This window comes from Caulobacter sp. 10L414, assembly GCF_056395525.1.
In genome coordinates this window covers 1-26,043 of the sequence record NZ_JBFTJR010000067.1, presented here as the reverse complement: position 1 = coordinate 26,043, position 26,043 = coordinate 1, and the positions used below count along the sequence as shown (strand labels likewise).

The window sequence follows — 26,043 nt, the reverse complement described above, 5'->3', positions numbered from 1 at the left end:
GCTCCCCCTCTGGGGGAGCTGTCGCGGAGCGACTGAGGGGGCCTGCTACCCCTCGAAATACCGCTCCACCTGTTCGGCCCAGCCGTAGGAGGTCTTCGACAGCTGGTCGCGGTCGTAGGCGGGGCTGTCCTTGAAGCGGTCCTTCGACAKGTCGGTCGCGTAGGCCTGGGCCTTGTCGTCGAAGGCCAGGATGCGCCAGGGCAGGGGGTGGTACTTGCCGCCGGTGAACAGGCCCGCCGGCTCGACGGCGACATAGCGGCCGATGCCGGCGTCGCGGTCGACGAAGACCTCGCGGATGACGCCCAGCTTGTGGCCCTTGGGATCGGTGACCGCGACCCCGATCAGGTCGCCGCTCTTCACCAGCCGATCGTCCAGCGACATGGCGTTCCTCCTTTGAAGCTCTCTTCGGCAACGCCTGTCGCGTCGGGGGAGTTGCCAGCGCCGGCAAAGCCCGCGATGGATCGGGCATGAGCATCGCCGCACCGCCCACCGACCGCCCCATCGTCCTGGTCGCCGCCGCCGCCCTGATCGACGTCGACGGGCGGGTGCTGATCTGCCAGCGCCCCGAGGGCAAGTCGCTGGCGGGCCTGTGGGAGTTTCCGGGCGGCAAGGTCGAGAAGGGCGAGACGCCCGAAGAGTGCCTGATCCGCGAACTGCACGAGGAGCTGGGCATCACGGTGGCCCAGGCGTGCCTGGCGCCCTTTGTCTTCGCCTCGCACACCTACGAGAAGTTCCACCTCTTGATGCCGCTCTATCTGCTGCGGCGCTGGGAGGGGCTGGTGACAGCCAAAGAGCACAAGGCCATGGCCTGGGTGAAGCCCGACAAATTGGCCGACTACGAGATGCCGCCGGCCGACATTCCCCTGGTGGCCTGGCTGCGGGACGTGCTTTAACTCAGACAAATCGCGCGAAGGCGCGAAGCGTTTGAGGAAACGACCGTGACCAGTTTCGACCCGCAGCCTTCGCGACGCATCCTGCTGGCCGGCGCGGGGGCCGTGGGTCTGGCCGGGCTGGCGGGCGGGGCCCTGGCCGCGCCGGCGGCCGCGCCGCTGCTCAATCCCGTGGTGCGCCAGCGCGCCGACGCCCAGGTCTTCAGACACGCGGACGGCTACTACTACCTGACCGGCTCGGTGCCCGAATACGACCGGCTGATCGTGCGCCGTTCGCGCACCCTGGCGGGCCTGGCGACCGCGCAGGAGGCGGTGATCTGGCGGCGGCCGACCGAGGGCAAGCTGGGCGGCTACATCTGGGCGCCGGAGCTGCATTGGCTGGACGGCGCCTGGCACATGTATTTCGCCGCCGGCGACAAGGGCCAGCCGTTCCGCATCCGCACCTACGTGCTGCGCTGCGAGGGCCGGAACGCCCTGACCGGGACCTGGAGTCTGCTGGGCGAGGTTGCGACCCCTTGGGACAGCTTCAACCTCGACTCCACGATCTTCCACCACAAGGGCGTGCGCTGGTTCTGCTGGGCGCAGAAGGAGCCGGGGATCGAGACCAACAGCAACCTCTATCTGGCCCCGATGGCCACGCCGCTGACGCTGGCCCGTCCGCCGGTGCGCCTGACCGTGCCGACGCTGGACTGGGAGGTGCGCGGCTTCAAGGTGGCCGAGGCACCGGCGGTGCTGATCCGCAACGGCCGCGTGTTCATCGCCTATTCGGCCAGCGCCACCGACGACCGCTACTGCCTGGGCCTTTTGACCGCCGACGCGGACGCCGACCTGATGGCCGAGGGCTCGTGGACGAAGTCGCCGGTTCCGGTGCTGGTCTCGTCGGAGGAAACCGGCGTCTGGGGCCCGGGCCACAACTCGTTCACGGTGGACGAGCAGGGGCGCGACGTCCTCGTTTTCCACGGCCGCGACTACAAGGCGATCAAGGGCAATCCGCTGTTCGATCCCAACCGCCACACCCGGGTGCAGCGGCTCTACTACAAGCCCGACGGAACGCCCGACTTCGGCGTGCCGGCCGGGGCGGGCGAGATCCCCGACCGTTTCTCGCCGGTTGATCGCCCGGGGGCGTTCCTGCGGGTCGAGGGTGATGCGGTGAGCGTGGGCGCAGGCGCGCTGGCGACGACCCAGCTGCGGCAGAAGGCGGGGGCGGGCGGCGTGGTGACGCTGGAGCCGATCCTGCGGCCGGGACATGCGCTGCGGGTCGAAGGCGGCGCGGTGGCGGTCGCGGCTGACCAGGCGACGGCCTTCAGGCGCGTGAAGGGGCTGGCCGGCAAGGGCGTGTCGTTCCAGGCGCCGGACGGCGGGTATCTGATGCACCGCGACGGGGTGGTGATGGTTGGGGCGGCGAAGGACGCGAAGGCGCGCGCGGCGGCGACATTCGTGGTGAGCTGAGGCTAGAGGTCTCGCCCCTCAAGGAACCTCCCCCTGTGGGGGAGGTGATCGCGAAGCGATCGGTGGGGGGAGTGAACGCGACACCGGCGGAGGTCTCGGAAGCCGAAAACGCCCCCCACCGGCCTTCGGCCGCCTCCCCCACAGGGGGAGGTTCCTTACGGTCGCCGTCTCAGCCCGCCTTGTCGCCCGCCGGCTGTTCCTTGACGCCCAGCGCATCCGCCAGGCGCATCTTGGCCGAGCCGGGTCGCAGGGGTTTCTGCTGGTTGTCGTGCGGCGCCCAGCCGGTGGCGGTGACGATCTCGAAGGTGGCGGGCACGCGGCCGTCGGCTTCGGCGAAGCGCTCCTGGTAGATCTCCAGCGCCCGGAACAGCAGCTTGCGGGTCAGGGGCTTGCGCGAGCGGTCCAGCAGCACGCTGGTCTCGCCCATGCGGCGCAGGTCCTGCAGCAGGGCGATCGGGTGGGCGTAGCGCACCTTCACGCGATCGATGTCGGCGACCGGCAGGGTGAAGCCGGCGCGCTGCAGCAGGCCCGCGGCGTCGACCGTGTCGGCGAAGGGCGAGACGCGCATCGAGACGCCGCCCGAAATTTCGTCCTCGGCCGCCATCAGCGACTGGCGCAGCTCGGTCAGGGTGGCCCCGCCGAACAGCGCGCCGATGAACAGGCCGTCGGGCCGCAGGGCGCGGCGGATCTGGATCAGCGCGCCCACCAGATCGTTGGTCCAGTGCAGGGCCAGGGTCGAGACGACCAGGTCCAGCGTCTCGTCGCCGAACGGCAGGCGCTCCTCGTCGGCGACCACGGCGGCGCCGCCGCGGCCGGCCAGCATCCGGGCCGACAGGTCGGTGTCGATCAACAGGCCGATCTTGGCGGCGTCGCTTTCCGACAGGGCCTGGCGGAAAGCGCCGTCTCGGCTTCCGAGATCGACGGCGACCGGAAACTCCCGCAGGATCGCCTCCAGCCGCATGACCGCGTCACCGGCGGCGCGCGCTTTCAGGAAACCGGCCTGGCCGAAATGCGGCGCGGCGCGGTCGAGGCGGGCTCGAAGGAGGTCGCGGTCGAAGAGGAGGGGCGAACTGGTCATGCGGGCGGAACATGGCGATTCCTTCCTCCGATGGAAACCCGGTCCGCGTCTGTCGGGCCTGGGAAGGGGCCTGCTCGACCTGATCCTGCCGCCGCGCGCCTTCGACGGCGAGCCGGCCCTGACGCCGGGGCTGTCGGCCGGGGCCTGGAGCCGCATCGCCTTTCTCGACGGTCCGGTCTGCGACGGCTGCAGTGCGCCGTTCCCGTTCGACCAGGGCGAGCCGCTGTGCGCGCTGTGCCTGGCGCGGCCGAGGGCCTTCGCCCGGGCCAGGGCCGCCTGCCTCTATGACGAACACTCCCGCGATCTCGTGCTGAAGCTCAAGCACGCCGACCGGACAGACCTGTCGGGCCTGTTCGCCCGCTGGATCTCGCGCGCGGCGCCCGACCTGCTGGACGAGGCCCAGGCGGTGGTTCCCGTGCCGATGCACCGCGCCCGCCTCTTGCGCCGTCGCTACAACCAGGCCGCCGAGATCGCCCGGCCGCTGGCCAGGGCGGCCGGGCGGCCCTACCTGGCCGACGCGCTGGTCAGGAAACGCGACACCGCCAGCCAGGGCGGCAAGTCGGCCGACGGCCGCCGCCGCAACGTCGCCGCCGCCTTCGCCGTGCCCGACGCCAAGCGGCCCCTGATCGAGGGAAAACGGGTGCTGCTGGTCGACGACGTGCTGACCACGGGAGCCACCGCCGAGGGCTGCGCGAGGGCCTTGCTGGCGGCCGGAGCCTCGGCTGTCGACCTGACTGTCGTCGCGCGCGTTACAGAAATGCGAAGCCGTCCTATATGAGGGCGGGAATCCAACCCTTTGGAACCGAAATGGCCAAGGTCACCATCTACACCCGTCCGTTCTGCGGCTACTGCGCCCGCGCCCTGAAGCTGCTCAACGACAAGGGCGCCGACTTCACCGAGATCGAAGCCGGCATGGACCCCAAGCTGCGCCAGGAAATGATGGACCGCTCGGGTCGCAACACCTTCCCGCAGATCTTCGTGGGCGAGCAGCACATCGGCGGCTGCGACGACATGATGGCGCTGGAGCGCGAGGGCCGGCTGGACCCGCTGCTGGCCGCATGAGCGTCCGGGTCGGTCTCGTCCAGACCCGCACCCCGGCCACCCAGGCCGCCGCCCTGGAGCATGTCGCGCCGCTGGTGCGGCAGGCCGCCGAGGCGGGTGCTGCGTTCATCCTGACGCCGGAGGGCGTCAACGTGCTGCAGAAGGACAAGGAGCGGCTGCTGCCGACCCTGGTCCCGCTGGAGGACGACGTGGTCGTGCGCGGCCTGCAGGCCCTGACGCGGGAGTACGGCGTCTGGATCGACGTCGGCTCGGCGCTGGTGCTGCGCGAGGATGGCAAGGCGGCCAACAGGCAGGCCGTGATCGATCCGGCCGGCGCGATCGTGGCGACGTACGACAAGCTGCACATGTTCGACGTGCAGCTGCCCACCGGCGAGACGGCTCGGGAATCGGCCGTCTACACCCCCGGCGATCGCGCGGTGGTGGTCGACACGCCTATGGGCCTGACGGGCCTGACCATCTGCTACGACATGCGCTTTCCGGCCCTGCACCGGGCCCTGGCGCTGGCGGGAGCCAAGGTGATCACCGCCCCGGCCGCCTTCACCCGTCCGACCGGCGAGGCCCACTGGGAGGTGCTGCTGCGCGCCCGGGCCATCGAGACCGGCTCGTTCGTCATCGCCGCCGCGCAAGGCGGCTTCCACGAGGACGGTCGCGGCACCTGGGGCCGCTCGATCGCCATCGGCCCGTGGGGCGAGGTGATCGGCAAGCTCGACCACGACGAGCCGGGCGTGCTGATCGTCGATCTCGACCTGGCCGCCGCCGACAAGGCCCGCGCGGCCATCCCGGTCCTGGCCAACGCCCGTGAATTCACGGGCCCCTGACCCCATATCTGTAAGGCCATGATCAAGTACGCGCTCGCCTGTGACCACGCGCACGAGTTCGAAGGCTGGTTCGGCTCGTCGAGCGACTATGACGACCAGGCCGCCCGCGGCCTCGTCGAATGCCCCGTGTGCGGCTCGACGGGCGTGCGCAAGCAGATCATGGCGCCCGCCGTGGCGGGGACGAAGGCCCAGCGCGCGTCCCCCGAGCCCGACGCCCGCATGCGCGAGATGATGATGACCGCCATGAGCGAGGTGCGCCGCGAGGTCGAGGAGAACTTCGACTATGTCGGCGACCGTTTCGCCAAGGAGGCCCGCGACATCCACGAGGGCAAGTCCGAGGAGCGCGGCATCTACGGCGAGGCCTCGCCCAAGGAGGTCAAGAGCCTGCTGGAGGACGGCGTCAAGATCGCCGCCCTGCCGCCCGCGCCGCCGAAGAAGACGGACGTGAACTAGGGGCTCCCAGGGCCCCTCTCCCTTGTCATCCCGGCTCTTCGCTGCGCGCTCCTCCGGCCGGGATGACGAGCTTGGTGGGCGAGAGCCGCCTAGCCCAGCTTTTCCTTGAAGAACGCCAGGGTGCGGCCGTTGGCCGTCTCGGCGTCGGCCTTGTCGTAGTGATTGCCGCCGGGGCGGGCGAAGGCGTGGTTGCGGCCGGGATAGACGTGGACCTCGACGTTCGGACGGCCGGCCAGAGCCTCGACGATGGTCGCGCGGGCCTCGGGGCCGATGAACTCGTCCTCGCCGGCCAGGTGCATCAGCAGCGGGGCCTTCACGCCGTCGGCCTCGCCGACATAGCGCTCGGTGCCGCCGCCGTAATAGGCCACGGCCGCGTCGGGCGCGCCGCGGGCCGCCCCGAGGAAGGTCATCAGCCCGCCCAGGCAGTAGCCGGTCAGGCCGACCTTGCCGTTGCCGCCTTCGATGCCGCGCGCGGCCTCGACGGTCTTGAGCACGTCGGCCGCGCCCTGGTCGAAGTCGTAGGCGCCGTAGATGTCGAGGGCTTTCTTCCAGTTCTCCTCGCTGTTCTCCGACATCGAGAGGCCCGGCTCGGCCCGCCAGAAGAGGTCGGGGCAGACGGCGATAAAGCCCTGCACGGCGTATTCGGCGGCGATCAGGCGGATGCCGGCGTTGACGCCGAAGATCTCCTGCACGACCACGACGACCGGCGCGGGCCCGCTGGTGTCGGGGCGGACGACCAGGGCCTGGAAGCTTCCGTCGTCGGTCTGGATGGTCAGGCTCTCGGCCATGGTCGTGTTCCTCGCGGCAGGGTCGCCAGACCATGATGCCAGGACCGCCGCCGGGCTTGAACGATGCGGCCTCGCCCGCGCGGCGTCGCGACCGATTGGTTCAAGCACGCATGAAAAAGGCCCGCCCCAGGCGGGGCGGGCCTTCCGACCGATCAGCGAGCCCGCTTAGCGGTAGCGGTACTCGTAGTGGCAGTTCTTCTTGGAGTTCTTCTTGGCGATCTGGTTGCCGGCCACCGCGCCGACGACGCCGCCGAGGATCGCGCCCTCGGTCTTGGCGCCGTTGCCGGCCACGGCCGCGCCGAGCGTGCCGCCGGTCAGGCCGCCGATCACGGTGCCCTTGTTGCGCGCCTTCTTGGTGCTCTTGCAGACGAGCACGCGTTCGCGGCGCTGCTGGGCTTCGGCGGCGGTGACGGCGAGCGTGGAGGCGGTGAAGGCGAGGCTCACCGCGACGATCAAGGTTTTCATCTGGACGCGCATGGCGACCTCCGTTTGAGAGCGTGTGTTCTATGTCCCTTGGGGGAGATAACGCCGAAGCTCCGTGTCGGTTCTATGTCGGGCGCCCGACGCGGAGCTTGGCCTGTGGTCAGCCTTCCAGGCGATAGCGGTTGTCGCTGTCGGGGCAGACGCGGACGTAGCGGGTCTCGTTGCGGCCCTGGTACTCGGTCTGGGCCGGCGCCAGGCGGCATTTGCGCTCGCTGTAGCGGTTCCATTCCGAATAGCCGCCGGCCCGGTCGCGATACTCGGCGCTTTCGCGATAGGGCACGGTGTCCTCGTACGACCAGTATTGGCCACGGGTGTCGCAGCGGGCCTTGGCGGCCGAGTTGCCGATCGCCGCGCCGACGCCGGCGCCGGCCAGGGCGCCCAGCACCGCGCCCTCGGTCTTGGCGTTGCGGGCGGCGACGTTCGAGCCGATCACCGCGCCTGCCAGGGCGCCGATCACGCCGCCGGCGGTGGCGTTGCGCTTGGCGTCGTCACGGCAGGGGTCGGCATAGCCGCCCGACAGGCCCGAACCGCCGGCGTAGGCGGGCGGCGGCGGGCCGTCGTCCCAGCGTCCGGCCTCGTTGGGGTAGCGGCGATCATAGGAGCCGCGGCCGTAGCGGCGGTCGTAGTCGTCGCGCGCCCGCTCATAGGCGGCGCGATCGGCCTCCCACTGCCGACGCTGGGCGTCGTAGTCGTCGGCGTAGCGGTTGTCGTAGCCGCTGGTGTCGAACCGGCGGGCCTCGTCCGGATAGCGGCGGTCGTAGGCGCCGCGGCCATTGCGGGCGTCATAGCGGTCGCGGGCGCGCTCGTAGGCGGCCCGGTCAGCCTCGAACTGGCGCTGCTCGCCGTAATAGTCGTTGCTGGTCGGATAGGCGGGCGTGCGCCAGCGGCGGGCCTCTTCGGGATAGCGACGATCATAGGCGCCCGATCCGTAGCGGCGGTCGTAGTCGCTGCGGGCCCGCTCATAGGCGGTGCGGTCGGCGTCGTATTGGGCGCGGCTGCTGTCGTAGTCGGCCCGGCGGGCCTCGTAGGACGAGCGCTGCTCCTCGTAGGTGCGCAGCTGCTGCTGGTAGCCGGCGTCCTGCGCCAGCGCGGGCGCGGCCGTGCTGATGGCGACGGCGCCGGCCATCAGCCAAGCCATGCGGCGGGAAGTCATGGGGAAGTCTCCGTTCCGACGAACGAACCGGCATCCCGCCCCACAAGACGCCGGCTCGGGTTCAAAGTCCCTGCGGCGGAATAAGCCTTGGCGAAGGCCAAGGTTCCCGGAAAGGGCCCGATCAGTCGTTCAGCCAGGTCACGGCGAAGCGCTCGCCGGTCCAGACGGCGACGGCCAGCGAGGCCTCCTCGGCGCCGAAGGCCAGGGCGGGGGCCTTCAGCTCGACCTTGCGCGGCTCGTCGGCGGCGCACGGCGCGCCCACGTCCTTGGCGCAGGTGGTGGGATAGGCGCCCGGCGGTTGGGTGGCGATGAAGAAGCCGCTGGCGTCGGCCACCATCGTCACGGTCTCGGGCTTGCCCGGCGCGGCGGCGCGCTCGACCACCAGCACATGGGCCCCGCCGCGCGGCTCCAGCCGCGCCTGGTCGGCCTTGCCGTCCCCATCGAAATCCCCGGCCAGAGAGGGCAGGGCGGCGGCGAGGGCGATCAGCAGGACGGACATGAGGGGTACTCCGAGGGTTACAGCCTGAGGTTGGCTTTCGGCGGTGCGCCGTCAAGCCTCTTTAGCCGTCACGCCGCCGGCTTGGTGACCGTCATCATGTAGTTGATGTCGACGTCGGTGGAGCGGCTCCAGCGGCCGGTCAGCGGATTGTAGGCGACGCCGAACGGGCCGTGCATCTGAACCGGTTCGCCGGCCAGGAAGGCGCGAAGCTCCTCGGGCTTGAGGAACTGTTTCCACTCGTGGGTGCCGGGCGGCACCCAGCGCAGCACGTATTCGGCGCCGATCTTGGCCAGGGCCAGGGCCTTCAGCGTGCGGTTCAGGGTGGCCACGATCATCAGGCCGCCGGGCTTGAGCAGCTGCGAGCAGGTGCGCAGGAAGGCGCCCGGGTCGGCCACGTGCTCGATGACCTCCATGGTCAGCACCACGTCGAACGGGCCCGCGCCTTCGGCCAGCAACTGCTCGGCGGTGGCCGGACGATAGCCGATGGAGAGGCCCTGCTCGGCGGCGTGGGCCGCGGCGGTCTTGATGTTGTTTTCCGAGGCGTCGATGGCGGTGACGGAAAAGCCCAGGCGCGCCATCGGCTCGCTCAGCAGGCCGCCGCCGCAGCCGATATCGATCAGGGACAGGCCCTCGAACGGCGCGCGGTCATCGCCGTCACGGCCGAAGCGCTCCAGCGCCTGCTCGCGGATGAAGGCCAGCCGGCAGGGATTGAACACGTGCAGCGGCGCGAACTTGCCTTTCGGGTCCCACCACTCGGCCGCGATGGCCGAGAACCGCGCCACGTCGGCGGGGTCGATGCTCCAGTTGGGGGTGCTTCCTGCGGGGTCGGGGGCGGCGCTGGTCATGGCCGGTATCTAGCACGGCCAATTTTTCGCGCCATGCTGCGAGAAAAAAGACACATCGGCGACATTGCCGTTGCGCCGAGGCCCCGCTAGAAGGCGCGAGCTTGCGCGGGGGGACGGGTTCCAGCCGCGAAGGCGCAAGAAAAAACCGCTTTGGTTCGAGGATTTAGAGACGTGTCACGTCTGGTGATGAAGTTCGGCGGCACCTCGGTGGCCGACCTGGAGCGCATCCGCCGGGTGGCGCGCCTGGTCGCCGCGGAAGTCGCCACGGGCAAGCAGGTCGCCGTCGTCGTTTCCGCCATGTCGGGCAAGACCAACGAACTGGTCGCCTGGACGGACGGAGCCGGCCGCGCCGCCGCTGGCCTGCCGGAGTCTGACGACGAGTACGACGCCGTCGTGGCGTCGGGCGAGCAGGTGACCGCCGGCCTCCTGGCCATGACCCTGCGCAACATGGGCCACAAGGCCCGTTCGTTCCTGGGCTGGCAGGTTCCGATCATCACCGACGAGGCCCACGGCCGCGCCCGGATCGAGGAAATCCCGCCGGAAAACCTGGAAGAGTGCTTCGAGGCCGGCGAGATCGCCGTCATCGCCGGCTTCCAGGGCGTGACGCCCAAGCGCCGCATCACCACGCTGGGCCGTGGCGGTTCGGACACCAGCGCCGTGGCCATCGCCGCCGCGGTGAAGGGCGCCTGCGACATCTACACCGACGTGGACGGGGTCTACACCACCGACCCGCGGATCGAGAGCAAGGCCAAGCGCCTGGCCAAGATCAGCTACGAAGAGATGCTGGAAATGGCCTCGCTGGGGGCCAAGGTGCTGCAGACCCGTTCGGTCGAGATGGCCATGGCCCATCGCGTGCCGGTGCGGGTGCTGTCGAGTTTCGTCGAGCCGGGCGAAGCCCCCGGCCAAGGTACGATCGTCTGCGACGAGGAAGAAATCATGGAAAAGCGCATCGTCTCGGGCGTCGCCTACAGCCGCGACGAAGCCAAGATCACCCTGCTGGGCCTGCCCGACCATCCGGGCGTGTCCTCGGCGATCTTCGGCCGCCTGGCCGACGCCAACGTCAATGTCGACATGATCGTGCAGTCGCGCGCCCGCACCAATGCGACCGCCAACATGGAGTTCACCGTCGGCAAGCGTGACGCCGCGCGCGCCGTCGAGATCGTCCGCGCCGCCCAGGCCGAGATCGGCTTCGAGGACGTGGCCGTCAACGAGGACGTGGCCAAGGTGTCGGTGATCGGCGTGGGCATGCGTTCGCACGCCGGCGTCGCCCAGTCGATGTTCGCGGCCCTGGCCGAGAAGAACATCAACATCCAGGTCATCTCGACCTCGGAGATCAAGATCTCGGTCCTGATCGACGCGGCCTATACCGAGCTGGCCGTCCGCGCCCTGCACGCCGTGTACGGCCTGGACCAGCTGTAAGATCGCCGAGCCGCGGTGCGTCCTTCGAGGCTCGCCTGCGGCTCGCACCTCAGGATGAGGAACGCCTCGTGCTGATCCCCTCATCCTGAGGCGCCCGCGTCAGCGGGCCTCGAAGGACGCACGGCCGTTGCCTAAACGTCGTGCTCTGACGTTATGAAGGCGCACCAGCCTTCGAGAGTCCCATGTCCGACGTCTTCAAGTTCGATCCCGCCGCCAAGACCGTCACCTTCCAGGGCGACGCCGGGCTCGACCTGCTCTACGACCTGCTGCTGCGCGCCAAGTTCGGCGACGGCTATGAAAAGCCGCTGCTGGTCAGCCCGTGGCTGGCCGCCCTGCTGCGCCAACTGGACCAGGCCCTGCCGGACGATGGCCAGTGGTTCCCCGAAAAGCCCGGCCAGCCGATCTTCGACACCGACGACCTGCTGGCCATGGGCGACGCCGTGATCGAGGAAGGCCACACCGTCGGCTGGTGGACGATGACCGAGCCGGAAAAGCGCGACTATCTGCGCAACGTGGTGGCCGCGCCGCATCCGCTGACCGACCTGCAGGTCGAGTTCATCGAGGCCGACATCGAGGCCGCCCTGGAGCAGGCCCGGCGCCTGGTCATGGACGCCGAAGAGCCGCTGGCCCTGCCGGGGCACGGCTGAGTTCGCTATAGTGAGGTCATGGGCCACGACCTGACCGCCCCCGCAGAGCTGTCCTTCCGCCGCTACAGCGTCGAGGCGATCTCGCACGCCCACGACTTCGACCAGATCGTGCTGCCGCGCCGCGGTGTGCTGGAGATCGAGATCGACGGCATGGGCGGCCGGGTCGATCCGGGCAGCGCCGCGGTGATCCCGCCGGGCACGCGCCACGTCTGCGCCGCCGACGGCGAGAACCTGTTCGTGGTGGCCGACATCGGCTCGGCCTTGATGGCGCCGTTCGAGCGGCTGCGCGAAAAGCCGTTCGCGTCGGTCACCAGCCCGGTGCGCGGCCTGCTGTCGTTCCTGTCGGGCGAGGCGCCGGGCGGAATCGACGACGGCGTCGCGGGCCTGTGGACGCCGCTTCTGCTGCGAGGCCTGTCGAGCAGCCCGATCGCCGTCGACCCCCGCCTGGCGCGCGCCGCGGCGATGATCGAGACCCTCTACCACCAGCCCCTGACCGTGCGCGACCTGGCGGCCGAGGCCGGCATGAGCCAGAGCCGCTTCTTCGACCGTTTCGCCGCCGCCTACGGCGCGACCCCGCACGCGGCGCTGACCGACGCGCGGCTGCGCGCGGCGCAGAGGCTGCTGGACGATCCGACCCTGTCGATCGCCCAGATCGCCGCCCGCACCGGCCACGGCGACCAGAGCACGCTGACGCGACGGATGAAGGCGGCGCTGGGCGTGACGCCGGCGGTCTGGCGCAAGGGGCGCGCTTCGCGCTAGACGGCGCAGGCCGGCGTTGGCGCCGGCGCCGACGACCGATCCGGGGGGATCATGTCCAACAGTCTTTTTTCGACGCAGGCTTTGTTCGAAGGGCGTTTCGAGCCCGAGGGCGACGGCTACCTGTTTCGTCACGCCCTGACCTCGCCGGGCTATCGCGTCAGCGCGGAGGAGCGCGACCGCTTCGTCGCCGATTTCGCGCGGACCCAGAAGCGCGCGCTCCGGACGGCGTTCATCCTGATGCTGGTCCTGGGATTGGCGGGCGTCGCCTGGGTCATGGCGTTCGGCGGCAAGATGGATGTGCCGATCGCGACGACGGTGTTCGGATTGACGCTGGTCAACGTGGTGGTGGTCCAGCGGGCCTGGGACGCGCCCCGCCGGGCGCTGAGCGATCGAGCGCCGGTGAGCGAGGGCCTGTCCAAGGACCAGGGGAAGCGCGAGGGCTTGCGCCGGCTGCGCTGGACGAACCTGGCGGCGGTGTGCGGCGTCGCGGCGCTGGTCGCCTGGAACGGCTATGCGGGCGATCCGCAGCTGTCGGGCCACGGACGGGCCTGGCTGGGGATGGCCGGCTTCCTGGTCGTGCTCGTCGTCGTGCAGGCCTTCCGCAAGTGGCGGGTGGAGCGTGGGGACTAAAGGTGGGAGCCCGCGCCCGATCTTCGGGAGTTTTCGCCAAAGCCACCGCCCCGCGCGCCTGCTAGGTCGGCGCCATGGTCAGTCCCCGCAATCTGCTGCTCGGTCTTCTCTACGGTCTTGTCGCCGGCGCGCTGTGGGGCGGGGTGTTCCTGGCGCCCAAGCTGCTGGAGGCCTTCACGCCGCTGCAGATGACCGCCGGGCGCTACATCGCCTACGGCCTGGCCGCCGCCGTGCTGCTGGCGCCCAGCTGGAAATCGGTGATGGCGCGGATGGACGGCCGCGACTGGCGCGACCTGGCCCTGCTCAGCCTGCTGGGCAACCTCGTCTACTATGTGGGGCTGTCGGTCGCGGTGCAGACTGCGGGCGTGGCCCTGGCCTCGCTGATCATCGGCCTTTTGCCCGTGACCATCACCCTGGCCGGCGCCAGGAAGGGGGAGGGCACGCCGCTGCGGGCCCTGGCCGGGCCGCTGGCCCTGATCGTCGCCGGCGGCGTCTGCATCAACGTGGCGGTGTTCACCGCTTCGTCGGGGGCGCCGGTCGGCAAGCTCGTGCTGGGCGTGCTGGGCGCGACCCTGGCGCTGGCGGTCTGGACCGCCTACGCCGTCTGGAACGCCCGGCGCCTGGCCGCCACGCCCAAGTTCAACAGCCACGAATGGTCGCTGCTGACGGGCCTGGCCACCGGCCTGCTGTCGCTGGTGCTGGTGGTTCCGGCCTTCATGCTGGGCGGCGATAGCCATCCGCCGGCCGCCTGGACCTGGTTCTGGATGGTCAGCTTCGCCGTGGCCATCGGCGCCTCGGTGATCGGCAACGGCCTGTGGAACGCCGCCAGCCGCGTGCTGCCGCTGTCGCTGTCGGGCCAGCTGATCGTGTTCGAGACGCTGTTCGCGCTGCTCTACGGCTTCCTGCACGAGGGCCGCTGGCCGCACACCCTTGAGGCGGCGGCCATCGTCCTGATGCTGGCCGGCGTGATCTGGTCGGTGCGGCTGCACCGCCCCGCGCCGGGCGAGGTTCACGCCGGCTAGGCCGCCAGCGGGTTGACGCCGTAGTGATCCTCGAAGCCGTTCTCGATGGCCGGCAGGAGGTCGACGATCGCGAAGTAGTGGTCCCAGAACGGCGTCTCGCGCAGGCCCTCGACGATGGCGCGATAGGCCCCCTGGTCGGTGGTTTCCCAGACCAGCACGTCGCTGACCCGGGCGTCATAGAACTCGGCGTCGTAGAAGCGCAGCTTCACCGCCGGATTGGCTTTCAGCAGCGGGGTGATCGCCTGGCCGAAGAAGGCGAAGCGCTCAGGCGGCGGCAGGGCCAGCCAGGCTGGCGTTGCGCGAACCAGCATGAACACGGTCATGGTTTCGGACATGGGGTTTTCCTTTCGTCGCGGCCGTCGTTGACCGCGTCGAAAATGTGAGCTTTTCATCACATATCGTCAGCTCGCGTTCCCCCTGGGCCATGTCCGACCCGCTATCGCCCCGCAAACGCCCGCGTCAGAAGCGTTCGGCAGCCACCGTCGAGGTGATCCTGGACGGGGCGGCTCGCATTCTCGAGCGCGAGGGGCTGGACGCCTTCAACACCAACGCGGTGGCTGTCGCGGCCGGGGTCAGCGTCGGCTCGCTCTACCAGTACTTTCCCGGCAAGGACGCGGTGATGGCCGCTCTGGTGCGGCGCGACGCCCAGCGGTTCGCCGGCGAGGTCGAGGCGGCGGTGGCGGTGCGGCCGGGCGAGGATTGGCGCCTGGCGGTCGAGAGGCTGATCGAGGTCGCGGTCGGTCATCAGCTCGATCAGCCCGCCTTGGCCCGGATCCTCGATTTCGAGGAGGCGCGCCTGCCGCTAGACGCCGAGACCGCGGCCGTCGAGGCGGCCATGCATGCGCGGGTGGTCGAGGCGCTGGAGCGTGGCGGCGGCTTGGCAGGCGACCACGACGCCGGCCAGGCCGCCGAGGATCTGATGCAGATCGTCAGGGCCCTGGTCGACGCCGCCGGGCGACAGGCGATGGCGGATCGGGGCGACCTTGGGCGGCGCATCCGGCGGGCGGTTTTCGGCTATCTGGGATCGCCGAAAACCTGACGCCAACATGAACAACCGCGTTCAGGCTGGGTTCAAACGGCGAGGCTCATAAAGGCCATCAACAGCGCCGCCCTCGGGATTGGCGACGCTTCTGGAACAAGGAGCACATGCCATGAAGACCTTCGGTAAGTTCAGCAAGATCGCCATCAGCACCGCCATCGCCGGCGCTCTGGTCCTGCCCGCCTCGGCCGCCTTCGCCGGCGATCGCGGCAAGAGCAACAAGACCGAGCGGGCCATCCTGGGCGCGGTCCTGGGCGGCGCGGCCGGCGCCATGCTGGGCGACGGCGACGGCGGCGCGATCGCGGTCGGCACCCTGGCCGGCGGCGCCCTCGGCGCGGCCACCGCCACCGACAAGCGTCATCACCGCTACAGCAGCCGCTATGACGACCGCCGCCCGTACTACAGCAACAACCGCTACGGCTATAACGACCGCTACGACCGTCGCGACAACCGTCGCTACCAGGGCGATCGCTACAACACCGGCTACGACTACTACGGTCAGCGCCGCTAAGGCCTGATCGCCAACAAGCTAGGCAGTGCGCCGCCCCTTCTCGGAGGGGCGGCGTTTTTTGCGCTTAAGGGTCGAGAAAAACGCCGCGCTCACTGTGCGACGCGCGAAATCTGCTATAGCGCCCATGACAGGACGACGTGCTTGGACACGTCGGAGCCAAGGGAGCGCACGACAGGCGACATGGCAGGCCCCGGCATCGCCGTTCGAGGACCCAGAAGCCTGCTTCGCCAGATTCGCGAGGCCATGGCCGGCGGCGGCCCCGCCCAGGCCAAGCTCGACATGGTCGTGCGCACGATCGCCATCTCGATGGTGGCCGAAGTCTGCTCGATCTACCTGCGGCGCGCCTCGGGCGACCTGGAACTGTTCGCCACCGAAGGCCTGTCGCGCGACGCCGTCCACGTKACCCGGATGAAGCCGGGCGAGGGCCTCGTCGGCGAGACCATGCGCCTTGGCCGTCCGCTGAACCTGTCGGACGCCGCCAGCCACCCGGCCTTCTCGTACCGTCCGGAAACGGGGGAAGACCCTTATCATGCCTTCCTGGCCGTGCCGCTGCTGCGCGGCGGCCGGGCCATCGGCGTGCTCGTCGTCCAGAACCGCACCGAGCGGGTCTACGAGGACGAAGAGGTCGAGGACCTGCAGATCATCGCCATGGTGCTGGCCGAGATGGTCAGCTCCAGCGAGCTCCTGGGCGCCGACGAGCTCAAGGACGTCGAGCTGGCCCCGCACAAGCCCGAGCGGCTGAAGGGCTCGCGCTTCGCCGAGGGGCTCGCGTACGGCGTGGCGGTGCTGCACGAGCAGCCGGTGGCGCCCGAGCAGCTGCTGTCGGACGACGCCCTGGCCGAGGAGGCCCGGCTTTCCTACGCCATCGAGGCGCTGCAGACCCAGATCGACGAGATGCTGGAGGGCCAGCACGGCCTGGTCGGCGCGTCGTACGAGGTGCTCGAGACCTACCGCCTGTTCGCCCACGACCGGGGCTGGAACCGCGGCCTGCAGGAGGCCGTGCGTTCGGGCCTGACCGCCGAGGCGGCGGTCGAGCGGGTGCGTTCGGAACACCGCGCGCGCCTGGGCCAGGCCCGCGATCCCTATCTGCGCGAGCGGCTGCACGACCTGGAAGACCTGAACGACCGGCTGCTGCGCCACCTGTCAGGCGACGTCCATGCCGTGCGCCAGCTGCCCGAGGACGCGATCCTGATCGCCCGCAACCTGGGTCCGGCCGACCTGCTGGAATACGACCGCACCAAGCTGAAGGGCATCCTGCTCGAGGAAGGCTCGGCCGCCAGCCACGCCGGCATCGTTGCCCGGGCGCTGGACATCCCGTGCGTGGGCCGCCTGGCCGGCCTGCGCGACCGGGTCAGCGAGGGCGACCCCGTGGTCGTCGACGCCGAGACCGCCGAGGCCTGGCTGCGGCCGCGCCCCGACGTGGTCAAGGCGCTGAAGGCCCGGATGGAGGTGCGCGCCCAGCGCAAGGCCGAGTTCGCCCGCCTGCGCGACACGCCCGCCTTCACCCGCGACGGCTCCAAGATCACCCTGCTGATGAACGCGGGGCTGGCCGTCGACCTCGACATCCTGGGCGAGACCGGGGCTGAGGGCATCGGCCTGTTCCGCACCGAGTTTCAGTTCATGGTCGCCGAGGAGATGCCGCGGCTGGAAGCCCAGACCTCGCTCTACGAGAAGGTGCTGGAGGCGGCCGACGGCATGCCGGTGACCTTCCGCACGCTCGATCTCGGCGGCGACAAGCTGCTGCCGTACATGGAGCTGGAGCGCGAGGACAATCCGGCCCTGGGCTGGCGCGCCGTGCGGATGGGCCTGGACCGTCCGGCCCTGCTGCGGCTGCAGATCCGCGCCCTGATCAAGGCCGCCAACGGCCGCGAGCTGCGGATCATGTTCCCGCTGGTGGCCAATGTGGACGAGTTCCGCGCCGCCCGCGCCTTCGTCGACCAGGAAGTGGCCTGGGCGCTGAAGCGCGGCCGGCCCGCCCCCGCCCGCCTGGACGTCGGCGCGATGGTCGAGGCGCCGTCGCTTCTGTGGCATTTGGACGCGCTGCTGCCGATGACCGACTTCGTGTCGGTCGGCACCAACGACCTGATGCAGTATCTGTTCGCCGCCGACCGGGGCAATCCGCGGGTGTCGGACCGCTACGACCCGCTGTCGCCGGCGGCGCTGCGGGCGCTCAAGACCATCCAGCAGGCCTGCGAGGACACCGGAACGCCGGTGTCGGTGTGCGGCGAGATGGCGGGTCGTCCGCTGGAGGCGTTCGCCTTGGTGGCCTTGGGTTTCGACCGCCTGTCGATGCCCCCGGCCGGCATCGGCCCGGTCAAGCAGATGGTGCTGTCGTGCGATCGCGAGGCGGCCCGGCGCAACGTCGAGGCCCTTCTGAAGGGTTCGGGCGGCAGCTTGCGGGGCGAGATCGAAACCTTGGCCCGGAAGCTCTATGTCGCCATCTAGACTGATGGCCGGTTAACCTTGTGGCCAAGTTTAGCTCATTGAATCCGGCCACTTACTTTGATATCCACAATCGAATGTTAACGAATGCCGGCTAGCGTCGGCGCAAATCGGTCGGACTCTCGTGCGACGCGAATTTCTGGGGTGATCTGTTCGTCATGCCGCTCGACACGGGCACGGTGAGCCATTTGAGCCTGGTCGCTGAAGGCGATCGCGACGACGCGGCCGCGCCGCCGGCGCAGCCTTCGGTCGATCATGGCGTCGACCTGGGCGAGGCGCTGCGTGCGGCCCGCCTGTTCCACGGCATGACCCTGCAGGACGTGGCCGACGCCACGCGCATCCGCCAGGCCTATATCGAGGCGCTGGAGGACATGCGCCTGGACGAGCTGCCCTCGCGTCCGTTCACCATCGGCTACATCAAGGCCGTGGCCGGCCTGCTGCGGCTCGACCCCGAGGCGGCCGTGGCCCGCTTCAAGCTGGAAGCCCACGACGACGCCGAACCGCTGCGCGCGCCGATCGGCGTGCATCGCCAGCGCGACCCGCGCCTGGGCCTGCTGCTGGCCGGCGGCCTGCTGGTCGGCGGCGCCATCGTGCTGTGGAACGTCGCCCAGCGCGCCATGACCCACGACGCCGAGCCCAAGGCCCAGGTGGCCTCGCAGGCCGCGCCCGCCGCTCCGGCGACGTCCGTTCCGGCCCAGGCCGGCGGGGCCGTCTCGCTCGGCGCGCCGCTGCCGGCGCCGGCCGAATCGACCACGCCGGCGCCGTACGTGACCCCGGGGCTTGAAGCCGCCGCCGCCGCCGGCGGTTCGGCCGACGCCGTGGCCGCCGCCGCCAAGGCCCGCAAGGAAGCCGAAGCCCAGGCCGCGCCTGAGGCGATCGCCAATCTCGGCGCGCCGTTCAAGGGCAAGGGCGCGATGTACGGCGCGGCGCCGACCGACTCGTCGGGCGTCATCCTGCAGGCCCGCAAGTCGACCTCGCTGACGGTGCGCGGCGCCGACGGGGCCGTCTATTTCACGCGCTGGCTGTCGGCCGGCGATGCGTTCCGCATCCCGCGCACGCCCGGCCTGGTGGCCGACGTGTCCGAGCCGACCTCGATCGACGTGTTCACGGGCGGCGTGCTGAGCGGCCGCCTGTCGGCCCCGCAGACTCAGCTGTCCAAGCTGGCGCCGGCCCCTGCGCCCGCGTCCGCGCCGGCCAAACCGGCCGCCGCGCCGGCGACCGCGACGACGCCCCGCCGCTGATCCTCGCCAAGAGGCGTCACGAAGCTTCCGTGACGCCCTTGGGTTCCTTCGCCAAACCCCTTAGATTGGCGCCATGGCCGCAGACCACACCCACGTTCGTCCCTGGCGCATGATCGAGCGCCGCAAGTCGCGGAAGATTCGCGTCGGCAGCGTGGAGGTCGGCGGCGACGCGCCGATCTCGGTGCAGTCGATGACCAACACCCTGACCAGCGACGCCGCCGCGACGCTGACTCAGATTCGCCAGCTGGAGGAGGCTGGCGCCGACATCGTGCGCGTCAGCTGCCCCGATGTCGAAAGCACCGAGGCCTTCAAGATCATCGCCCGCGAGGCGAAGGTCCCGCTCGTGGCCGACATCCACTTCCACTACAAGCGCGGCATCGAGGCGGCCAAGGCCGGCGCGGCCTGCCTGCGGATCAATCCGGGCAACATCGGCAGCCCCGACCGCGTGCGCGACGTGGTCAACGCCGCCAAGGACCACGGCTGCTCGATCCGCATCGGCGTCAACGCCGGGTCGCTGGAGCGGGAGCTTCTGGAGCGCTACGGCGAGCCGTGCCCCGAGGCGATGGTCGAAAGCGCCCTCAACCACGCCAAGATCCTGCAGGACCACGACTTCCACGAGTTCAAGATCTCGGTGAAGGCGTCCGATCCGTTCCTGACCGTCGCGGCCTACCAGCAACTGGCCGAGGCCATCGACTGCCCGCTGCACCTGGGCGTCACCGAGGCCGGCGCCCTGCGCACCGGCACGGTCAAGAGCGCTATCGGCATGGGCTCGATGCTGTGGGCCGGCATCGGCGACACCATCCGCGTCAGCCTGGCCGCCGACCCGGTGGAAGAGATCAAGGTCGGCTTCGATATCCTCAAGTCGCTGGGCCTGCGCCACCGCGGCGTCAACATCATCGCCTGCCCGTCGTGCGCCCGTCAGGGCTTCAACGTCATCAAGACGGTGGAGACGCTGGAAGAGCGCCTGGCCCACATCTCCACGCCGATGTCGCTGTCGATCATCGGCTGCGTGGTCAACGGCCCGGGCGAGGCCCTGATGACCGACATCGGCTTCACCGGCGGCGGCGCCGGGGCGGGGATGGTCTATATGGCCGGCAAGCCCGACCACAAGCAGTCGAACGACGGCATGATCGACCACATCGTCGAGCTCGTGGAAAAGAAGGCCGCCGAGCTGCAGGCCGCCAAGGACGCCAAGGCGATCGCCGCCGAATAGGCGACGTCGACCCCGCCTCAGATCACCGGTCGCGATCGCTCGTCGACGTCGGCCAGGGCCGCGGCGACGATGCGCAGGCCCTGCTCCAGTTCGACCCGGTCCGAGGCCGCGCCCAGCGCCAGGCGCACGCCGGTGACGAGGCCCGGCTCGACGATCGGGGCGGCCGGCGGGGTCACTTCAGCGCCGCCGCGCAAAGCGCGCCCGGCCAGGCGCTCGGCCTCCAGCTCGCTCATCGGCAGCCACAGGTGCGGAACCGTGGGCGAGGCCGGGGTCGCCAGGGCGGCGCCCAGCACCGACCGGGCCAGGGCGACGCGGGCGGCGGTCTCCTCGAGGATCTCGGCCAGGATGGCGTCGGCCGTGCCGTCCTCGATCCACTGGCCGGCGATCAGCATGCCAAAGCCCGGCGGCGCGTAGGCGATGGCGCGCATGGTGTCGAGGATCCGCTCCAGGGCCGCTTCGCTGGGCGCCAGCACGAAACCTGCGCGCAGGCCCGGCGCCAGGGTCTTGGACACGCCTGAGACGTGGAAGGTGCGCTCGGGCGCCAGCATCGCCAGGGGCGGCGGCGCGCCGGGCGCATAGGCGCCGTAGATGTCGTCCTCGATCAGGGTCAGGTCCAGCCGCCGGGCGATGGCGACGATCGCCTCGCGCCGGGCCAGCGACATGATCCGTCCCGTCGGGTTCTGCAGGGTGGGCAACAGGGCGACCATGCGGGCGCCGGTGCGCCTGGCGGCGTCTTCCAACGCCTCGGGGATCGCGCCCTCATCGTCCATCGCAACACCTTGCAGGCGATAGCCGGCGTGGGTCGCCAGGGCCTTGACGCCGTGAAAGGTCGAGGCCTCGCACAGCACGACGTCGCCGGGGCGCACGGCCGCGCCGAAGGCCAGGGCCAGGCCCTGCTGGGCCCCCGCGCAGCACGCGAGCCGCGTCCAGGCGGCGGTCTCGAAGCCGGCGCTGCGGGCCAGCCAGGCTGCGGCCGCGCGACGATGGCGCTCCAGCCCTGCGGCGGGGGCGTAGTCGAGATGCTCGGCCAGGTCGGGGCGGCGGCGCAGGCGCTGCATCGTCTCGCCGATCGCCCGCGCGGCCGGCCAGTTCAGGGCGACGTTCTGGGCCAGGTTGATCGGCCCCTCGCGGCGACGCGGGCTGGCGATCGCGCCGGGCGCGTTGACGAAGCTGCCGCGGCCGACATGGGCGCTGACCAGGCCGGCCTTCTCGGCCTCGACATAGGCCCGGGTCACCGTGCCCAGGCCCAGGCCCAGGCGGTGGGCGAGATCGCGCTGCGGCGGCAGGCGCGTTCCGGCCGCCAGGGCGCCGGAGGCGACGTCGGCCCGCAGGGCCTCGACCAGCCGCTCGTAGATCAGGGCGTCGCCGTCGGGCAGGGCGGGGGTCCAGGGGGCGGTCATCGGCGCGGTCCGGCTACATTGTCACTGTATCAATATAAGTTTTGACTCATGGATCAATCGAAATCATCACCGTGACATTCCGCCAGGGAGGTCCCGATGACGCCGCAACTGATCCTCGCCTTCGTGCTGTTCGCCTTCGCCACGGCCGGCACGCCGGGGCCGAACAACATGATGCTGCTGGCCTCGGGCGCGAACTTCGGCTTCCGCGGCACGATCCTGCACATCCTGGGGATCAGCCTGGGCCTTGGCGTGATGGTGCTGGCCATGGGCTTCGGATTGGGCGGCCTGTTCAAGGCCGTGCCGGTGCTGCACGAGATCCTGCGCTGGGCGGGCGCGGCCTACATGCTGTGGCTGGCCTGGAAGATCGGCACGGCCAAGGGCGTCACCGACCGCGAGGCGGGGAGCCGGCCGATGGGTTTCTGGGCGGCGGCGGCCTTTCAGTGGGTGAACCCCAAGGCCTGGGCCATGGCGCTGGGCGCGGTGACCACCTACGCGCCGGAAGGCGGCGGCGTCATGGTCGTGCCGCTGCTGGCGGGCCTGTTCATGCTGGTCGGCGCACCGTGCAGCGCCGCCTGGGCGGGGTTCGGCGTGGCGCTGCGGCGCTTTCTCGACCGACCCGCCATCCTGCGGACGTTCAACGTGACCATGGCCGTGTTGCTGGTGGTCTCGCTGTATCCGACGCTGTTCCGCGATCACGCCGCCAAGGCGCCGCCGCGCGACCTGGCCTTCCTGTCCAAGCCGCTGGTGTTCGGCTGGCGCGGTTGAGGCTTGCACGGGGGCGGGCGGGCGCGTCACATCCCGCTGCGTCCAAGGAGCCCGCCATGCGTTTCGCCGCCGTTCTCGCCGCCACCGTTCTGGCGCTGGTCCCGACCGTCTTCGCCGCCCAGGCCCTGGCCCAGGACCTGAAGGTCGTCGTCCAGGGGCGTGACAGCATCGTCCTGACCCCGGCCGACCTGGCCGCCCTGCCGCGCGGCAAGGCGACGATGGTTGAAGGCGGCAAGAGCGCGGTCTACGAGGGCGCGCTCCTGAACGCGGCGCTGGTGCAGGCCGGGGTGGTGCACGGCGACCGGCTGATGGGGCGCTACCTGAACCAGGTGGTGCTGGTGAAGGCCGCCGACGGCTACGTCTCGATCCTGTCTCTGGCCGAGACCGATCCCTTCTATCGCACCAATCCCGTCGTCATCGCCGACCGCAAGGACGGAGCGCCGCTGGACGCCCGGGAGGGCCCATACCGCGTCGTGGTGGACGGCGACCTCAAGCCGTCGCGCTCTGCAAGGCAGGTGACCACGATCGAGGTCAAGCCGGCCTACTGAGGCTGGACAATCTGGGCGAACCGACAAAGCGTGTTCGCCAAACGATTGTGGGGCTTTTCGTGACCAAGCTTATCCTGAACCGCCGCGGCCTGCTGGCCGCGACCCTGGCCTTCGCCGCCGCGCCGGCCCTCGCCCGCGCAGAGGCGGCGACCTCGACCACCACCCTCAAGGTCGGCGACCGCGACGTCGAGCTGACCATCCTGCGCCCGGACGCGCCCAAGGGGATCATCATCTTCTCGCACGGCGCGGGCGGCTGGCCGACCCACTATGCGGCGCTGCTCGACCTGTGGACCAAGGCCGGCTTCATGATCGTCGCGCCGCTGCACGTCGACTCGATGAAGCACCCCAAGCGGGCCGACTACGACCTGCGCGCGGCCTTCCCGCTGCGCCTGGCCGACCTGGCGGCGGCCACGGACTATGCCGAAAAGGCCGCGCCGGGCCTGCCCATGGCCTCGGCCGGCCACTCCTACGGCTCGCTGATGTCGCTGATCCGCGCCGGCGCGCTGGAGGGGATGATCCCGGCCCAGGATCCCCGCACCAAGGCGGCCCTGTGCTTCTCCAGCCCCGGCGTCATCAAGGGCCTGATCGGGCCGACCGCCTTCCAGGGCGTCAGGAAGCCGATGCTGATGATCACCGGCGACCAGGACGTGCTGCCCGGCATGATCGCCGACTGGCGTGAGCACCTCTATCCGTTCGACACCAGCCCGCCGGGCGAGAAGTACCTGTGGGTCGGCAAGGGCGWCGGCCACGGCCTGTCCTACCACCCCGAGGCGCCGGGCTTTAACGAGTCCGCCGCGCTGAGCGTGGCCTTCCTGAAGGCCAAGGTGCTGGGCGACAAGGCCGCCGAGGCCGTGCTGGCCAAGCAGGCCTCGACGCCGCTGGCGGAGTGGAAGACGCGATAGGTCGGCCAGGGCGGACGGCTCAGGCCGTCCGCACCCGCTCGGCGCCCAGGTTCAGGAAGTCGCGCTTGCCCAGCGGCACGCCGTTGTGGCGCAGGATGTCGTAGGCGGTGACGACGTGGAACTGGAAGTTCGGCAGGGCGAACTCCAGCAGGTAGTCCAGGCCGTTGAAGCCCAGGGTCAGCGGGCCGGCGGGGAACACGACCTCGCGGGTTTCCGCGCCCTCGAAGGCCTCGGCCGGAACGCCTTGCACATAGGCCAGGGTGCGCTCCACGCGGTCCTGCAGCTGGTCGAAGGTGGTCTCGTCGTCGGCCATGGCCGGGGCGACGCCGCCGCTCAGGCGCGCCATGGCGCCGCGCGCCGCGTCGGAAGCGCGCTGGATCTGGCCGGCCAGCGGCAGCATGTCGTCGTACAGGCGGGCCTGGACGTAGGCGTCCGGGTCGGTTCCGGCGGCCTGCGCATGCGCCTTGGCCTTCTGAAGCAGGAGCGACAGCGTGGTCAGGCCGCGCGTGACGGCGGTGGCCGTGACGTGATGGATCGAAAGGGACATGGACGTTTCCTCGGCGAGCCGCGCCGTGCGGCCGGCGGTGTTCTAGCTAGCCGCACCCAAGTCAGTTTTCAAACGATACTGTTGACGGTGGGTGTCAGCAGCCGGCGGCCGGGGCCCCCTCCATTCCCTTCCCCCCCGAAAAGGCCTAGAGAGACCGGCCCAATTCCTCAGCCGTGCGATCTCTTCCCTTGCGACTGCCCCAGGCCCGCCTCGACCAGGTTCTCGACCGTTTCCGCGAAGTGGAGGCGCGCATGGGCGCGGCCACCGACGGCGGCGAGATCGTCAAGCTCTCCAAGGAGCACGCCGAGCTGCGGCCCGTCGCCGAGGCCGTCGAGCGCCTGGCCAAGCTGACCGCCGAACGCGCCGAGCTGGACGAGATGGCCGCCGATCCGGAAATGGCCGCCATGGTCCGCGACGAGATCGTCGCCCTGGACGTGCGCCTGCCGATCCTCGAGCGCGAGCTGGCCCTGATGCTGGCTCCCAAGGACAAGGACGAGAACGCCTCGGCCATCCTGGAAGTGCGCGCGGGCACCGGCGGCGACGAGGCGGCCCTGTTCGCCGGCGACCTGTTCCGCATGTACCAGCGCTACGCCGTCACCCAGGGCTGGCGCGTCGAGGTCGACAGCGTCTCCGAAGGCGAGATGGGCGGCTACAAGGAAATCATCGCCTCGATCACCGGCGACGGCGTGTTCGGCCGGCTGAAGTTCGAGAGCGGCGTGCACCGCGTGCAGCGCGTGCCCGAGACCGAAGCGCAGGGGCGGATCCACACCTCGGCCGCCACCGTGGCCGTGCTGCCGGAAGCCGAGGACGTCGAGATCGAGATCAAGGAAAGCGATCTGCGGATCGACACCTACCGCTCGTCCGGCGCCGGCGGCCAGCACGTCAACAAGACCGACTCGGCCGTGCGCATCACCCACTTGCCGACCGGCGTGGTGGTGACCTCTTCGGAAAAGAGCCAGCACCAGAACCGCGCCAAGGCGATGAAGAACCTGAAGGCGCGGCTCTACGACATGCAGCGCCAGGCCCTGGACGACGCCCGCTCGGACGCCCGCAAGAGCCAGGTCGGCAGCGGCGATCGCTCCGAGCGCATCCGCACCTACAACTTCCCGCAAGGGCGGGTGACCGATCACCGCATCAACCTGACCCTCTACAACCTGGCCAAGGTGATCGAGGGCGAGGCCCTGGACGACGTCATCAACCCGCTGATCGCCGAAGACCAGGCCGCAAGGTTGGCGAGCCTGGAAGACTGATTCCTTCTCCCCTTGCGGGAGAAGGTGTCGGCGAAAGCCGACGGATGAGGGGTCTCTCAGACGCAATACGCCGCGAAAGCTGATCGGCTTTCGCGGCGTTTCTGTTCGTGCAACCCCTCACCCGACCTCGCTCCGCGAGGCCACCCTCTCCCGCAAGGGGAGAGGGTTAGAGCCCAGAGGGTTAGAGCCC

At 70.3% G+C, this 26,043-nt stretch carries 30 protein-coding genes; 20 read left to right on the top strand and 10 right to left on the bottom strand.

Going from position 1 to position 26,043, the window contains the following annotated elements; genetic code table 11:
* Positions 1-45: 45 nt before the first annotated feature.
* Entirely contained in the window at positions 46-381 is a 336-nt protein-coding gene (locus AC1DCG_RS21375) for a PRC-barrel domain-containing protein (protein WP_477041655.1), read from the bottom strand.
* 86 nt (positions 382-467) lie between these two features.
* Here AC1DCG_RS21375 and mutT point away from each other — a divergent pair, with 86 nt between their 5' ends.
* On the top strand, positions 468-893 hold the full coding sequence (gene mutT / locus AC1DCG_RS21370) for an 8-oxo-dGTP diphosphatase MutT (protein ID WP_165258212.1): 426 nt from the start codon (positions 468-470) through the stop codon (positions 891-893).
* A gap of 45 nt (positions 894-938) precedes the next feature.
* Positions 939-2,339, top strand: a complete 1,401-nt coding sequence (locus tag AC1DCG_RS21365; protein ID WP_477028812.1) for a family 43 glycosylhydrolase — start codon at positions 939-941, stop codon at positions 2,337-2,339.
* A gap of 169 nt (positions 2,340-2,508) precedes the next feature.
* Here AC1DCG_RS21365 and AC1DCG_RS21360 read toward each other — a convergent pair whose 3' ends face one another.
* Positions 2,509-3,417, bottom strand: coding sequence for a methyltransferase domain-containing protein (locus AC1DCG_RS21360; protein WP_477028813.1), 909 nt, complete (start codon positions 3,415-3,417; stop codon positions 2,509-2,511).
* Here AC1DCG_RS21360 and AC1DCG_RS21355 point away from each other — a divergent pair.
* Genes AC1DCG_RS21355 through AC1DCG_RS21340 form a run of 4 tightly spaced genes read left to right on the top strand, consistent with a single transcriptional unit; the run spans position 3,416 to position 5,750 of the window.
* Positions 3,416-4,195 carry a ComF family protein gene (locus AC1DCG_RS21355; protein WP_477028814.1) on the top strand — a complete coding sequence of 260 codons (780 nt, stop codon included), beginning with the start codon at positions 3,416-3,418 and terminating at the stop codon, positions 4,193-4,195. The genes AC1DCG_RS21360 and AC1DCG_RS21355 overlap by 2 nt on opposite strands.
* Before the next feature lie 29 nt (positions 4,196-4,224).
* Positions 4,225-4,479 carry a glutaredoxin 3 gene (grxC, locus tag AC1DCG_RS21350; RefSeq protein WP_116569817.1) on the top strand — a complete coding sequence of 85 codons (255 nt, stop codon included), beginning with the start codon at positions 4,225-4,227 and terminating at the stop codon, positions 4,477-4,479.
* A complete protein-coding gene (locus AC1DCG_RS21345) occupies positions 4,476-5,297 on the top strand; it encodes a carbon-nitrogen hydrolase family protein (protein WP_477028816.1) in 822 nt (273 codons plus the stop codon). Before grxC ends, AC1DCG_RS21345 begins: the two co-directional genes overlap by 4 nt.
* 18 nt (positions 5,298-5,315) lie before the next feature.
* Positions 5,316-5,750: a DUF1178 family protein gene (locus tag AC1DCG_RS21340; RefSeq protein WP_165258204.1), complete on the top strand. Its 435-nt coding sequence runs from the start codon at positions 5,316-5,318 to the stop codon at positions 5,748-5,750.
* Positions 5,751-5,839: 89 nt separating this feature from the next.
* On the opposite strand, the gene AC1DCG_RS21335 is transcribed toward AC1DCG_RS21340, so the two are convergent.
* The 5 genes from AC1DCG_RS21335 to ubiG all read right to left on the bottom strand — a co-directional run bounded on the left by AC1DCG_RS21335 (position 5,840) and on the right by ubiG (position 9,518).
* The gene (locus AC1DCG_RS21335) at positions 5,840-6,538 is read right to left on the bottom strand and encodes a dienelactone hydrolase family protein (RefSeq protein WP_477028817.1); all 699 of its coding nucleotides are present in this window, start codon (positions 6,536-6,538) and stop codon (positions 5,840-5,842) included.
* A gap of 165 nt (positions 6,539-6,703) precedes the next feature.
* Positions 6,704-7,015 carry a glycine zipper 2TM domain-containing protein gene (locus AC1DCG_RS21330; RefSeq protein ID WP_101718253.1) on the bottom strand — a complete coding sequence of 104 codons (312 nt, stop codon included), beginning with the start codon at positions 7,013-7,015 and terminating at the stop codon, positions 6,704-6,706.
* A 106-nt stretch (positions 7,016-7,121) separates the two neighbouring features.
* Positions 7,122-8,174 (bottom strand): glycine zipper 2TM domain-containing protein, encoded by a 1,053-nt coding sequence (locus AC1DCG_RS21325; protein WP_477037104.1) that lies wholly within the window; start codon positions 8,172-8,174, stop codon positions 7,122-7,124.
* 121 nt (positions 8,175-8,295) lie between these two features.
* Positions 8,296-8,673: a hypothetical protein gene (locus tag AC1DCG_RS21320; protein ID WP_477028819.1), complete on the bottom strand. Its 378-nt coding sequence runs from the start codon at positions 8,671-8,673 to the stop codon at positions 8,296-8,298.
* A 68-nt stretch (positions 8,674-8,741) separates the two neighbouring features.
* Positions 8,742-9,518, bottom strand: a complete 777-nt coding sequence (gene ubiG / locus AC1DCG_RS21315) for a bifunctional 2-polyprenyl-6-hydroxyphenol methylase/3-demethylubiquinol 3-O-methyltransferase UbiG (RefSeq protein ID WP_477037103.1) — start codon at positions 9,516-9,518, stop codon at positions 8,742-8,744.
* A 171-nt stretch (positions 9,519-9,689) separates the two neighbouring features.
* On the opposite strand from ubiG, the gene AC1DCG_RS21310 reads away from it, so the two are divergent.
* The 5 genes from AC1DCG_RS21310 to AC1DCG_RS21290 all read left to right on the top strand — a co-directional run bounded on the left by AC1DCG_RS21310 (position 9,690) and on the right by AC1DCG_RS21290 (position 13,995).
* Entirely contained in the window at positions 9,690-10,937 is a 1,248-nt protein-coding gene (locus tag AC1DCG_RS21310) for an aspartate kinase (protein WP_165258193.1), read from the top strand.
* A gap of 182 nt (positions 10,938-11,119) precedes the next feature.
* The gene (locus AC1DCG_RS21305; RefSeq protein WP_165258191.1) at positions 11,120-11,584 is read left to right on the top strand and encodes a hypothetical protein; all 465 of its coding nucleotides are present in this window, start codon (positions 11,120-11,122) and stop codon (positions 11,582-11,584) included.
* An 18-nt stretch (positions 11,585-11,602) separates the two neighbouring features.
* Positions 11,603-12,343 carry a helix-turn-helix domain-containing protein gene (locus tag AC1DCG_RS21300; protein WP_477041654.1) on the top strand — a complete coding sequence of 247 codons (741 nt, stop codon included), beginning with the start codon at positions 11,603-11,605 and terminating at the stop codon, positions 12,341-12,343.
* 51 nt (positions 12,344-12,394) lie between these two features.
* Positions 12,395-12,973 (top strand): hypothetical protein, encoded by a 579-nt coding sequence (locus tag AC1DCG_RS21295; RefSeq protein ID WP_477028822.1) that lies wholly within the window; start codon positions 12,395-12,397, stop codon positions 12,971-12,973.
* Between the two features lie 74 nt (positions 12,974-13,047).
* A complete protein-coding gene (locus tag AC1DCG_RS21290) occupies positions 13,048-13,995 on the top strand; it encodes a DMT family transporter (protein WP_477028823.1) in 948 nt (315 codons plus the stop codon).
* On the opposite strand, the gene AC1DCG_RS21285 is transcribed toward AC1DCG_RS21290, so the two are convergent.
* The gene (locus AC1DCG_RS21285) at positions 13,992-14,330 is read right to left on the bottom strand and encodes a darcynin family protein (protein ID WP_477028824.1); all 339 of its coding nucleotides are present in this window, start codon (positions 14,328-14,330) and stop codon (positions 13,992-13,994) included. The genes AC1DCG_RS21290 and AC1DCG_RS21285 overlap by 4 nt on opposite strands.
* Positions 14,331-14,419: 89 nt before the next feature.
* Here AC1DCG_RS21285 and AC1DCG_RS21280 point away from each other — a divergent pair, with 89 nt between their 5' ends.
* The 5 genes from AC1DCG_RS21280 (at position 14,420) to ispG (ending at position 20,441) form a co-directional block, all read left to right on the top strand.
* Complete coding sequence (locus AC1DCG_RS21280) at positions 14,420-15,034, top strand: TetR/AcrR family transcriptional regulator (protein ID WP_477028825.1); 615 nt, start codon at positions 14,420-14,422, stop codon at positions 15,032-15,034.
* A 112-nt stretch (positions 15,035-15,146) separates the two neighbouring features.
* Positions 15,147-15,545: a hypothetical protein gene (locus AC1DCG_RS21275; protein ID WP_477028826.1), complete on the top strand. Its 399-nt coding sequence runs from the start codon at positions 15,147-15,149 to the stop codon at positions 15,543-15,545.
* A gap of 180 nt (positions 15,546-15,725) precedes the next feature.
* On the top strand, positions 15,726-17,990 hold the full coding sequence (gene ptsP / locus AC1DCG_RS21270) for a phosphoenolpyruvate--protein phosphotransferase (RefSeq protein WP_165258182.1): 2,265 nt from the start codon (positions 15,726-15,728) through the stop codon (positions 17,988-17,990).
* A gap of 155 nt (positions 17,991-18,145) precedes the next feature.
* Positions 18,146-19,228, top strand: a complete 1,083-nt coding sequence (locus AC1DCG_RS21265) for a helix-turn-helix domain-containing protein (protein ID WP_477041653.1) — start codon at positions 18,146-18,148, stop codon at positions 19,226-19,228.
* 73 nt (positions 19,229-19,301) lie between these two features.
* Positions 19,302-20,441, top strand: a complete 1,140-nt coding sequence (ispG, locus tag AC1DCG_RS21260) for a flavodoxin-dependent (E)-4-hydroxy-3-methylbut-2-enyl-diphosphate synthase (RefSeq protein ID WP_477028828.1) — start codon at positions 19,302-19,304, stop codon at positions 20,439-20,441.
* A gap of 17 nt (positions 20,442-20,458) precedes the next feature.
* Here the strand turns inward: ispG and AC1DCG_RS21255 are convergent, their stop codons facing one another.
* A complete protein-coding gene (locus AC1DCG_RS21255) occupies positions 20,459-21,841 on the bottom strand; it encodes an aminotransferase-like domain-containing protein (protein WP_477041652.1) in 1,383 nt (460 codons plus the stop codon).
* Between the two features lie 96 nt (positions 21,842-21,937).
* Here AC1DCG_RS21255 and AC1DCG_RS21250 point away from each other — a divergent pair, with 96 nt between their 5' ends.
* The 3 genes from AC1DCG_RS21250 to AC1DCG_RS21240 are packed head-to-tail and all read left to right on the top strand — an operon-like array spanning position 21,938 to position 24,056.
* Positions 21,938-22,606, top strand: a complete 669-nt coding sequence (locus AC1DCG_RS21250) for a LysE family translocator (RefSeq protein WP_477028830.1) — start codon at positions 21,938-21,940, stop codon at positions 22,604-22,606.
* A gap of 56 nt (positions 22,607-22,662) precedes the next feature.
* Entirely contained in the window at positions 22,663-23,154 is a 492-nt protein-coding gene (locus AC1DCG_RS21245; RefSeq protein WP_477028831.1) for a molybdopterin-dependent oxidoreductase, read from the top strand.
* 59 nt (positions 23,155-23,213) lie between these two features.
* The gene (locus tag AC1DCG_RS21240; RefSeq protein ID WP_477041651.1) at positions 23,214-24,056 is read left to right on the top strand and encodes an alpha/beta hydrolase family protein; all 843 of its coding nucleotides are present in this window, start codon (positions 23,214-23,216) and stop codon (positions 24,054-24,056) included.
* A gap of 19 nt (positions 24,057-24,075) precedes the next feature.
* Here the strand turns inward: AC1DCG_RS21240 and AC1DCG_RS21235 are convergent, their stop codons facing one another.
* Complete coding sequence (locus tag AC1DCG_RS21235) at positions 24,076-24,603, bottom strand: DUF1993 domain-containing protein (protein ID WP_477028833.1); 528 nt, start codon at positions 24,601-24,603, stop codon at positions 24,076-24,078.
* Positions 24,604-24,791: 188 nt separating this feature from the next.
* Here AC1DCG_RS21235 and prfA point away from each other — a divergent pair, with 188 nt between their 5' ends.
* On the top strand, positions 24,792-25,853 hold the full coding sequence (gene prfA / locus AC1DCG_RS21230; RefSeq protein WP_477028834.1) for a peptide chain release factor 1: 1,062 nt from the start codon (positions 24,792-24,794) through the stop codon (positions 25,851-25,853).
* The last annotated feature ends 190 nt before the right edge of the window (positions 25,854-26,043 follow it).

What these genes read in the sequence shown, in the direction of transcription:
- mutT (WP_165258212.1), top strand. Translation starts at nt 468, where the DNA reads ATGAGCATCGCCGCACCGCCCACCGACCGCCCCATCGTCCTGGTCGCC.
- AC1DCG_RS21355 (WP_477028814.1), top strand. Translation starts at nt 3,416, where the DNA reads ATGCGGGCGGAACATGGCGATTCCTTCCTCCGATGGAAACCCGGTCCG.
- AC1DCG_RS21360 (WP_477028813.1), bottom strand. Translation starts at nt 3,417, where the DNA reads ATGACCAGTTCGCCCCTCCTCTTCGACCGCGACCTCCTTCGAGCCCGC.
- grxC (WP_116569817.1), top strand. Translation starts at nt 4,225, where the DNA reads ATGGCCAAGGTCACCATCTACACCCGTCCGTTCTGCGGCTACTGCGCC.
- AC1DCG_RS21345 (WP_477028816.1), top strand. Translation starts at nt 4,476, where the DNA reads ATGAGCGTCCGGGTCGGTCTCGTCCAGACCCGCACCCCGGCCACCCAG.
- AC1DCG_RS21340 (WP_165258204.1), top strand. Translation starts at nt 5,316, where the DNA reads ATGATCAAGTACGCGCTCGCCTGTGACCACGCGCACGAGTTCGAAGGC.
- AC1DCG_RS21335 (WP_477028817.1), bottom strand. Translation starts at nt 6,538, where the DNA reads ATGGCCGAGAGCCTGACCATCCAGACCGACGACGGAAGCTTCCAGGCC.
- AC1DCG_RS21330 (WP_101718253.1), bottom strand. Translation starts at nt 7,015, where the DNA reads ATGCGCGTCCAGATGAAAACCTTGATCGTCGCGGTGAGCCTCGCCTTC.
- AC1DCG_RS21325 (WP_477037104.1), bottom strand. Translation starts at nt 8,174, where the DNA reads ATGACTTCCCGCCGCATGGCTTGGCTGATGGCCGGCGCCGTCGCCATC.
- AC1DCG_RS21320 (WP_477028819.1), bottom strand. Translation starts at nt 8,673, where the DNA reads ATGTCCGTCCTGCTGATCGCCCTCGCCGCCGCCCTGCCCTCTCTGGCC.
- ubiG (WP_477037103.1), bottom strand. Translation starts at nt 9,518, where the DNA reads ATGACCAGCGCCGCCCCCGACCCCGCAGGAAGCACCCCCAACTGGAGC.
- AC1DCG_RS21305 (WP_165258191.1), top strand. Translation starts at nt 11,120, where the DNA reads ATGTCCGACGTCTTCAAGTTCGATCCCGCCGCCAAGACCGTCACCTTC.
- AC1DCG_RS21300 (WP_477041654.1), top strand. Translation starts at nt 11,603, where the DNA reads ATGGGCCACGACCTGACCGCCCCCGCAGAGCTGTCCTTCCGCCGCTAC.
- AC1DCG_RS21295 (WP_477028822.1), top strand. Translation starts at nt 12,395, where the DNA reads ATGTCCAACAGTCTTTTTTCGACGCAGGCTTTGTTCGAAGGGCGTTTC.
- AC1DCG_RS21290 (WP_477028823.1), top strand. Translation starts at nt 13,048, where the DNA reads ATGGTCAGTCCCCGCAATCTGCTGCTCGGTCTTCTCTACGGTCTTGTC.
- AC1DCG_RS21285 (WP_477028824.1), bottom strand. Translation starts at nt 14,330, where the DNA reads ATGTCCGAAACCATGACCGTGTTCATGCTGGTTCGCGCAACGCCAGCC.
- AC1DCG_RS21280 (WP_477028825.1), top strand. Translation starts at nt 14,420, where the DNA reads ATGTCCGACCCGCTATCGCCCCGCAAACGCCCGCGTCAGAAGCGTTCG.
- AC1DCG_RS21275 (WP_477028826.1), top strand. Translation starts at nt 15,147, where the DNA reads ATGAAGACCTTCGGTAAGTTCAGCAAGATCGCCATCAGCACCGCCATC.
- AC1DCG_RS21265 (WP_477041653.1), top strand. Translation starts at nt 18,146, where the DNA reads ATGCCGCTCGACACGGGCACGGTGAGCCATTTGAGCCTGGTCGCTGAA.
- ispG (WP_477028828.1), top strand. Translation starts at nt 19,302, where the DNA reads ATGGCCGCAGACCACACCCACGTTCGTCCCTGGCGCATGATCGAGCGC.
- AC1DCG_RS21255 (WP_477041652.1), bottom strand. Translation starts at nt 21,841, where the DNA reads ATGACCGCCCCCTGGACCCCCGCCCTGCCCGACGGCGACGCCCTGATC.
- AC1DCG_RS21250 (WP_477028830.1), top strand. Translation starts at nt 21,938, where the DNA reads ATGACGCCGCAACTGATCCTCGCCTTCGTGCTGTTCGCCTTCGCCACG.
- AC1DCG_RS21245 (WP_477028831.1), top strand. Translation starts at nt 22,663, where the DNA reads ATGCGTTTCGCCGCCGTTCTCGCCGCCACCGTTCTGGCGCTGGTCCCG.
- AC1DCG_RS21235 (WP_477028833.1), bottom strand. Translation starts at nt 24,603, where the DNA reads ATGTCCCTTTCGATCCATCACGTCACGGCCACCGCCGTCACGCGCGGC.